Below are 8,391 nucleotides of genomic sequence, written 5' to 3' on the forward strand. Positions count from 1 at the left end.
GCAATAAATACCTAACAAACGCCTCAAGAGGGACTGTCAACGCGCGGCGTTTCCAGTCCCAATGAGCTGCGGTGGTTTCGGTTGTTGTGTTTGAGTTTGGTGTTATGCGTTGCCAGCCCCTTAGGCGGGCGTTAGTTTCTATCTAGAAAAAATCATAAAAAGCTCAGGTTTAACGTTCTGAAAAATCCACTTTAAGCGTTCAAGCCGCACAATTGTGTTTTTGAGTTTTTCTTGATGCTAATTTGGTAGAAAGCGTTGAAAGTTCAGTAGATGCAAAGACGTTGAAAACCAACAAGCCTCGAAGCTTCAATGTTGTCGGATATTCAACACGATCAGTTTGGTTTCATAAAAGGCTGCATCATCTCTGTGATCTGGCTTTCTTTGTCGCGGACTCTTAACCGTGACCAACTTAACCTTGATCGTTTTGAGTTTTGGCAGCCAACTTCACAGCTTTTGGTGTTGGACGTGTGTTTGTTCGATGCATTTGCGTAAAATGCTTTCCAAGCAAAAGTGTTAAAAAATCATTGCTAAACAAATGGCTACGAAACTAACAAACGCCTCAAGAGGGACTGTCAACGCGCGGCGTTTCCAGTCCCATTGAGCCGCGGTGGTTTCGATTGTTGTGTTTGAGTTTGGTTGTTATGCGTTGCCAGCCCCTTAGGCGGGCGTTAGGCCTTCGGTAGGAGATTTAGTAGTTTGTATGAAAGATGAAATAAGTAATCCAGATTTAGGCGCAATTTATACCACCAAAATTTTAGGCGTTTTATTAGAAAATTGGCCTAAACAAACTTATCTATGTTGTTCGGAAGTGACAGGAATTGATTTTGATGAAGAGTCCGTGTTTGATTCGTTTTCACCACAGCCTTACCCTAAAGAATGGGAAGTATGTAGAGATTTAATCGTCTGGCTCGAAAATGAGGGCTTCATACGGTCCGAAGGTTCTCGTGGGAGTTCTTTCGGTTTTTTTTCCGTTGAAATAACGATGTCAGCTATGACAGCTTTAAATCAAGTTCCAGATCCACTAGATCCTGAATCGACTAGAACCTTGAAAGATACTCTTAAAGATATTGCTAAAAGTGGATCAGGCAAGTTGGCAGACAAAATTATGGATAAAGCATTCTTTGCATTTGTCACAATGCTAGAAAAAAGTGCTGGATAATCGCAGGCCTAACAAACGCCTCAAGAGGGACTGTCAACGCGCGGCGTTTCCAGTCCCATTGAGCCGCGATGGTTACAGTTGTTGTGTTTGAGTTTAGTGGTAGTGCGTTGCCAGCCCCTTAGGCGGGCGTTAGGTAAATAGGAGGTTTCAATGGAAGTAACTTTGTATGATGGACAAGGCAAACCGGTGGCATACGTAGCAGCAGATAGCGAGAACAGCATTTATACATGGGATGGACATGCAGTAGCGTATATTACCGATGGCAAAGTATATGGTTGGAATGGGCAGCATTTAGGTTGGTTTATAGATGGTGTTATTTTTGATCTACAAGGATATAGAGTTGGTTCAATTGCTGAGCGTTGTCCTTACGCTACCTACGCCCAACCAGCAAAATACGCAAAGTATGCAAAATACGCTAAATATGCGAAGTACGCAGCGTATGCTAAGCCTGCGTTAAGTGTAAGTTATGGGCGTACTCATTTAATTGATTTTTTAAATAGCGGCGCAGTTTAATTTACCTAACAAACGCTTCAAGACGGATTCGCAACGCGTGGCATTTTTACAATGCGTTGGTTTTGGTGATTAAGGTGGTGTGCTGAAATATCGTATTGCGTTGCTCACCACTTAAGCGGGCGTTAGCACACACATCTCATAAGCTGGAGCTTGTATCCTGTGACGGTATTTCTGTTCAATGGTCTTTTGCCTTGGTTTAGTATCGAGACGTAACCTTTATTTGAGAGGCTGAAAAATGAAAAAATTGTTAATGGTACTGACTGTAATGATTGCTTTAGTGGGTTGCGATGATGCAACTAAAGCGATTGATGGGGCTCAAGCTGCAGCGAATAAAGCCGTAGATAACTTGCAGCAAAAAGCGGACTCACTAAATTTGCAAGACCTTAATCTTGACGTTATTGGTGATGCGACTCAAAAAGCACAAGAGTTTACTCAATCAATAGATTTGTTGATCAATACCGATTTCACCGATCACCAAGCAGTTGTTGCCGCTACAGAGAAAATTTCTAATTCCTACAGTTGTTTAGTTGACGTTTCTTCGGAAGCAACAGCGGAAAACTTGCTAGATAAAATCGTATCATCAGTAAAGAACGATCAAGTGTTAGCAATTATCGAAAAAGGCGTGGCACAAGCTAAAACGGCGAAAGAGTGCGTTATGTAACCAGTGTGTGCTAACAAACGCCTCAAGAGGGACTGTCAACGCGCGGCGTTTCCAGTCCCATTGGGCTGCGGTGGTTTCGGTTGTTGTGTTTGAGTTTAGTGGTATGCGTTGCCAGCCCCTTAGGCGGGCGTTATAACACAGAATCAATTCCTTGCTCGTAAATCTCAATTGAACTACTATTTGTACATTAAATTGTACTAAATGGAGTTCGTTATGAGCCGTATTCACCTTGATCAAGATATTCAGCCTTTGTCTGAGTTCCGTGCTGGCGTTGCATCATTTATCAAACAGATCAATGAGACTCGTCGACCATTGGTTATTACACAACGAGGTAAAGGTGTAGCCGTTGTTCTTGACGTTGCGGAGTATGAAGCAATGCAAGAGAAAATCGAATTACTCGAAGAAATGCGTACTGCAGAAGCTCAATTGGCTGCAGGTTTAGGTATATCAAACGAAGATGCTCGTTCACAAGTTCTGGGGCGCATCATCAAATGAAAGTAGTTTGGTCACCTCTAGCGTTACAAAAACTGGGTGATGCCGCAGAGTTTATTGCTTTGGATAACCCATCAGCTGCAGAAAAGTGGGTGAATGAAGTATTCGACAAAACGGAATTGCTCGGCTCAATGCCAGAAATGGGCCGCATGGTTCCTGAAATGCCTCATACGAACTACCGTGAAATAATTTTTGGTCATTACCGCATTATTTATAGTTTGAGCCACGAAATCCGCGTTCTAACAGTTCGTAACTGTCGTCAATTGCTCACGGAACATGATGTGTGAAACTGTGTTATAACAAACGCCTCAAAGGGACTACCAACGCGTGGCGTTTCCAGTCCCATTGAGCCGCGGCGGTTGCAGTTGTTATGTTTAAGTTTAGTGGTAATGCGTTGTCAGCCCCTTAGGCGGGCGTTATAAGGTGGTTTAGCAAAGGAGTCTGTATGCTTGACAAGGAAAATACTGGTCTGATTATCGTTGATATCCAAGGCAAGTTGGCTCGATTGGTTTCTGACAGTAATGAGCTTGTTTCAAATTGCATAAAACTAATTAAAGGAGCTCAATTGCTAGGATTGCCAATAGTTTGGCTTGAGCAAAATCCAGATAAATTAGGCCAAACCATCGAAGAGCTCACTGTGTTACTGAGTAATCAACAACCGATTAGCAAGTTCAGTTTTGGTGCCTGTGGTGAGCCTCGTTTCATCGAAACTATCCAAAAATCGAATAAAACGTCTTGGTTAATATGTGGTATCGAAGCTCACATATGTGTTTATCAAACGGCTATTCATCTCAAAAATCTAGGTTACGACATACATTTAGTGAGTGATTGCGTGTCTTCACGTGATGCATCAAACAAGGAGCTAGCAATTACAAAGCTAGCAGGAGCTGGTGTTGAAATAACAGGTTTAGAAATGAGTCTTTATGAACTGGTTAAAGATTGTCGAGCGCCAGAGTTTAAAGGAATACTCAATCTAATTAAGTAGTTATCCACCTTATAACAAACGCCTCAAGAGGGACTGTCAACGCGCGGCGTTTCCAGTCCCAATAAGCCGCGGTGGTTTCGGTTGTTGTGATTGAGTTTTGTAGTAATGCGTTGCCAGCCCCTTAGGCGGGCGTTATGTTCCTTTGGAGAAAATTTTTGAACCAAGATAGTGATTTAATGGAGTGGCCTAAATTTTTACTCGATCATAAGAAATTACAGTGGATCTATGATCGAGATAAAGCAGCGCTATTATCTGTAGTGATTTTATATTACTCATATTTTTATGCATCGCTACTTGAGTTACCTTCTATTTTCTCTAGTTCAGGTTCGATAGTTTCAGCTATAGGCCTTCTATTAACACTAAAACACAACTTCTTAAGTAGCGTAAAAAATCCTGAAGAAGCAGTTGCTAAACATAACCAGTATGGTCGTACAAATTCTATCTTTATGATGAAAATGCCCAGTGTGGTAAATCCTACGATAATTGCGTTAAAGGATGAATATGTGGGAATCTTGTTGGTACTACTTGGAGGTATTACTAATGGATATGGTGGCTTTTTGCCACTACTTGGCAGTGGAACATAACAAACGCCTCAAGAGGGACTGTCAACGCGTGGCGTTTCCAGTCCCAATGCGCCGCGATGGTTACGGTTGTTGTGTTTGAGTTTAGTGGCAGTGCGTTGTCAGCCCCTTAGGCGGGCGTTAGCTTCTTAAAGGCTAGAATCCTCAAAATCTGGGTTTAATTGTCCTGAAAATTCAGCTTTTAGTGCTCAAGTTTCACAATTTGGCTTTCGAGTTTTTTTGATGCTGATTTGGTCGAACGTGTTGAAAGTTCAGTGGTTTCAAAGTCGCTGAAAACCATCAAACCTCGATGCTTCAATGTTGTTGGATGCTCAACTCGGAAAGTTTGGTTTCACAAAAGGCTGCATCATCGCTGACAGTGTTTTTTCTTTGTCGAGGACTCTTAACCGTGGCCAACTTAACCTTGAGCGTTTTGAGTTTTGGCAGCCAACTTCACAGCTTTTGGCGTTGGACGTGTGTTTGAGAGATGCTTTTGCATAAAATGCATTTCAAGCAAAAGTGTTAGAAAGCCATTGTTAAACAATAGGCTACGAAGCTAACAAACGCCTCAAAGGGACTGCCAACGCGTGGCGTTTCCAGTCCCAATGAGCTGCGGTGGTTACGGCTGTTGTGTTTGAGTTTGGTTGTTATGCGTTGTCAGCCCCTTAGGCGGGCGTTATATCAATTTAGAGATAGGTGCAAAAAATAATGAAACTATATGAGAATGTAGTTATTGGAAACTTTCTTTATGGATTAGGCTACTCTATTGGTACTAAGAAAGGCGGAAATGAGGTTCTGTCAGTCGTAAACCTGCTTCAACAAACGCCAGCAGACAAAGAGTTGGGCGATGTACTTTTAGAATTTCCTGGAGTTGTAAAACTCATAGAGTTTAAAAACAAAGCTGGCAGCTTAAAAAAAGAGATGCAAAGACACTCTCAATTAAAGTCGGCATTGGGAGAAGACCATGCAAATATTTCTTTGTCTAAGAGTATTCACTGGTATGTTGAAACCGAGCCTTTTAATGATCTTTGTATAAATAATATCAAACCTTATTTGGATGCTTTTGATAGTAGTGTTAACGATAGTTTTACATTAGAAACTTTTATTGAGAAAATTGTAGACGATGTATTTAGTAACGATACCAATTTTAGCGATGATGACTTTAAGGACTATTTGAGTTTGGTTGCTAGGTGCCAAGGTACAGGAGAGGTAGGAACTGGAGGTATAATCATCGCAGTTTCTGAGAGTAGAATTAAGTATTTCCAGTTTACGGATATTATGCAGCTCAGGTTACAACATGAAGAATATGTGAATGAGATAAAGAATCAATTTAATAAAAGTATAGAGGCTAAAAAAAGTCTTAATAGAACCAAAGGTTTCGATATGGAGATAAGTCGATAATGGAGAGGTTAGATAAGTTATTTGATGCAGCTGCTAATTTGCTTGCTGCAAGTGAGAAAAATGAACAAAGATTTTTAAATGCAATCACGTCAATTGAAAAGACTAACCGGAGTGTTAGTAGAGTTGAGTCAGAGACTAAAATAGCAATAAAAGAGTCTACCCAAAATGCATCAAGTTAAATAGCGGATAAGGTTTCGGAGCAATTATTTAAAAAACTTGAACATGCGCATGTTAAAGCAGAACAAGCAGCGTCTAGGTATGAGAAAGCAAGCAGATATTCGGTGTTAAAACTATCTTTCATTATGCTTATATTATTAATTTGTGTTGCAATTAGTATTTGGTTCCTATTTGTCAAAGATATTCCCACTATAAATGAGATTAACGAGCTAAGAAGTGAGAAAGCGCAACTTCAAGCTCAGATAGAGAAGCTTAATCAGTATGGTCACATCACGAGTTGTGATGGTAAATTGTGTGTTTCTGTAGATAAAAATGACAGCTATAAATCTAGTGATGGTAAGGTTATTTATTATGTAATAGCCCCTCGAGATAGTAAAAATTGATATAACAAAGCATTTAAGAGTGATTCGCAACGCTTGGCGCTTTCGCTTCGCTCAAGTATAGCCAAGCGTCGCTCACACCTTAATGCGGCGTTAGGTTTCACACGGAGGTAGTGTTTGGAAGTGATAAAGTTGCCAAACAATGGCATATGCGAATGGGCTGGAATGGAAGATTATCAGCTTCTTTCTCCAAGCAGTACCATTAGTGCGATACTCACCTATATTGGAGAGCCTCCTCATGGCGACTCCTATCATAGCCTAAGTATTAATGGTAAAAAGTGCCCAGGCTATGCTTGGGGTTGCCTGTTTGCATTTTCATCTGATTCTAGGTTTTTAGTTTGTAGCTGGATGGAAAAGCTCATTGAGCGAAAAACTGTAGTTATAGACTGCATAGAAGAAAAGTACTTTATTCTCCCTACTTACATCTACATGTTTTCAGTTGAGTGGCCCCATGTGTCGGGAGTGGGAAGTCAATGGGATAGCTTAGGCTATACGTTCACAGGGGATGAGAACTGGCTGAACTACTGAAACCTAACAAGGCCATCAAACATCGCCCCCTTCGGGGGCTGGACTCGCAAAACACGCTCGCCGTTTATGGCAAGCGTTAGGTTTAAGGTTTTTCATGGAAATCAAAGAGTTTAGTGCCTGTAATCTCGAATCGTTGAGAAAGCTCTACTTGGACTCTAGACGAGATAGTTTCCCATGGCTCAAGGCGGATAGTTTTCGGATAGAAGACTTCGACCGCGATAGTCAAGGTGAACGAATTTGGTTGTCTGAGGTTTTAGGGAATGTTGCCGGCTTCATTTCCATTTGGGAGCCTGACAATTTTATTCATCATCTCTATGTCGCAACCGAATATCAGGGGCAAGGTGTGGGCTCGATGCTGCTTAACGGCGCAAAAATGAAATATGGCAACTTAAGCCTTAAGTGCATGGTTCAAAATCAAAAAGCACTCAACTTTTATTTGTCGCAAGGTTTTGAAATTGTGTCGCAAGTGGATGATGAATTGGGTGGTTATTACTATATGAGCTTCGTAGCACAAACCTAACAAACGCCTCAAGCGGGACTGTCAACGCGTGGCGTTTCCAGTCCCATTGAGCCGCGGTGGTTTTGGTTGTTGTTTTTGGGTTTAGTGTAATGCGTTGTCAGCCCCTTAGGCGGGCGTTAACTCTCATCTGTATATACATCAATAAATTCAATCGCTTGACTGATTTTTGATAATTCGCTCTCTTTTTAGCTCAGGAAAATATGTTTATATGCTCGTCTTATATAAAAAACAGTTGGTATTGGAATGAATAATAGATTTTGTGAAAAGTGTGGCCAAAAAACTGAGCATAAAGAACTCATAAAGCAAAAACCCTCAAAGTATGGAAAAAGTAAAAAAGAACAATTTAAAGCTTTTCTGGATGGCTTTTTTGGTGGTGTAGCAAGTCCGGTTGGAGCATCGTTAGATCTCATCGATAGATATGTGGTTTGTAGTGTGTGTGGTCACAAGACTCTCGATAATCAAGGTGATGAATTTCTCTAGTTATCAGTGTGTTAATGAGAGTTAACAAACGCCTCAAGAGGGACTGTCAACGCGCGGCGTTTCCAGTCCCATTGAGCCGCGGTGGTTTCGGTTGTTATGTTTGAGTTTAGTGGTAATGCGTTGCCAGCCCCTTAGGCGGGCGTTAACTGGCAAAATGGAAATGTCAAAAGCATCTGAGCAAAAGGAGTTTGCAAATGTTTCGTTGTGGGCAATGCCGTCATTTCGAAAAAGCTAAAAATAATCTCAAGGATCTTTGTGGTGCTTGGGAACAACCTACGACTGCAACGCGTGAAGCTTGTGGATTTTTCATGCTCAGAAAACCAGCCCTAGATGTGAAAACACCAAACGAAGTGTAGAGTAATCTTCTTTGTGTTGGTTAAAAGTGCAGTGAAAATCATAAGCACTGGCCAGTTAACAAACGCCTCAAGAGGGACTGTCAACGCGTGGCGTTTCCAGTCCCATTGAGCCGCGGTGGTTACGGTTGGTGTGTTTGAGTTTTGTGTTATGCGTTGTCAGCCCCTTAGGCGGGCGTTAG

The 8,391-nt window shown here is 41.4% G+C and carries 15 protein-coding genes; all 15 read left to right on the plus strand.

Going from position 1 to position 8,391, the window contains the following annotated elements; all coding sequences use genetic code 11:
• The first annotated feature begins 309 nt into the window (after positions 1-309).
• Entirely contained in the window at positions 310-492 is a 183-nt protein-coding gene (locus tag T411_RS0118820; protein WP_000947513.1) for a DUF645 family protein, read from the plus strand.
• 208 nt (positions 493-700) lie between these two features.
• A complete protein-coding gene (locus T411_RS0118825) occupies positions 701-1,159 on the plus strand; it encodes a hypothetical protein (protein ID WP_000650937.1) in 459 nt (152 codons plus the stop codon).
• 150 nt (positions 1,160-1,309) lie between these two features.
• A complete protein-coding gene (locus T411_RS0118830) occupies positions 1,310-1,672 on the plus strand; it encodes a 4-fold beta flower protein (RefSeq protein ID WP_000454151.1) in 363 nt (120 codons plus the stop codon).
• Between the two features lie 235 nt (positions 1,673-1,907).
• The gene (locus T411_RS0118835) at positions 1,908-2,333 is read left to right on the plus strand and encodes a hypothetical protein (protein ID WP_000735184.1); all 426 of its coding nucleotides are present in this window, start codon (positions 1,908-1,910) and stop codon (positions 2,331-2,333) included.
• Between the two features lie 213 nt (positions 2,334-2,546).
• Positions 2,547-2,828, plus strand: coding sequence for a type II toxin-antitoxin system Phd/YefM family antitoxin (locus T411_RS0118840; protein ID WP_000086649.1), 282 nt, complete (start codon positions 2,547-2,549; stop codon positions 2,826-2,828).
• Entirely contained in the window at positions 2,825-3,112 is a 288-nt protein-coding gene (locus T411_RS0118845; protein WP_000869999.1) for a type II toxin-antitoxin system RelE/ParE family toxin, read from the plus strand. The genes T411_RS0118840 and T411_RS0118845 overlap by 4 nt, the downstream gene beginning before the upstream one ends.
• A gap of 158 nt (positions 3,113-3,270) precedes the next feature.
• Complete coding sequence (locus tag T411_RS0118850; RefSeq protein WP_000884561.1) at positions 3,271-3,810, plus strand: hydrolase; 540 nt, start codon at positions 3,271-3,273, stop codon at positions 3,808-3,810.
• A gap of 155 nt (positions 3,811-3,965) precedes the next feature.
• Positions 3,966-4,394, plus strand: coding sequence for a hypothetical protein (locus tag T411_RS0118855; RefSeq protein WP_002034862.1), 429 nt, complete (start codon positions 3,966-3,968; stop codon positions 4,392-4,394).
• Positions 4,395-4,688: 294 nt separating this feature from the next.
• Positions 4,689-4,871, plus strand: a complete 183-nt coding sequence (locus T411_RS0118865; protein WP_001889223.1) for a DUF645 family protein — start codon at positions 4,689-4,691, stop codon at positions 4,869-4,871.
• A gap of 207 nt (positions 4,872-5,078) precedes the next feature.
• The gene (locus T411_RS0118870; protein ID WP_000780703.1) at positions 5,079-5,771 is read left to right on the plus strand and encodes a hypothetical protein; all 693 of its coding nucleotides are present in this window, start codon (positions 5,079-5,081) and stop codon (positions 5,769-5,771) included.
• Entirely contained in the window at positions 5,771-5,950 is a 180-nt protein-coding gene (locus T411_RS1000000121465) for a hypothetical protein (RefSeq protein ID WP_000440231.1), read from the plus strand. Before T411_RS0118870 ends, T411_RS1000000121465 begins: the two co-directional genes overlap by 1 nt.
• Positions 5,951-6,052: 102 nt before the next feature.
• A complete protein-coding gene (locus T411_RS1000000121470; RefSeq protein ID WP_000916250.1) occupies positions 6,053-6,331 on the plus strand; it encodes a hypothetical protein in 279 nt (92 codons plus the stop codon).
• A gap of 120 nt (positions 6,332-6,451) precedes the next feature.
• Positions 6,452-6,856, plus strand: a complete 405-nt coding sequence (locus T411_RS0118880; RefSeq protein WP_228376616.1) for a hypothetical protein — start codon at positions 6,452-6,454, stop codon at positions 6,854-6,856.
• Positions 6,857-6,950: 94 nt separating this feature from the next.
• A complete protein-coding gene (locus T411_RS0118885) occupies positions 6,951-7,376 on the plus strand; it encodes a GNAT family N-acetyltransferase (RefSeq protein ID WP_002045007.1) in 426 nt (141 codons plus the stop codon).
• Positions 7,377-7,619: 243 nt separating this feature from the next.
• The gene (locus T411_RS0118890) at positions 7,620-7,856 is read left to right on the plus strand and encodes a hypothetical protein (protein ID WP_001065132.1); all 237 of its coding nucleotides are present in this window, start codon (positions 7,620-7,622) and stop codon (positions 7,854-7,856) included.
• The last annotated feature ends 535 nt before the right edge of the window (positions 7,857-8,391 follow it).

The organism is Vibrio cholerae ATCC 14035, assembly GCF_000621645.1.
Classification (GTDB): domain Bacteria; phylum Pseudomonadota; class Gammaproteobacteria; order Enterobacterales; family Vibrionaceae; genus Vibrio; species Vibrio cholerae.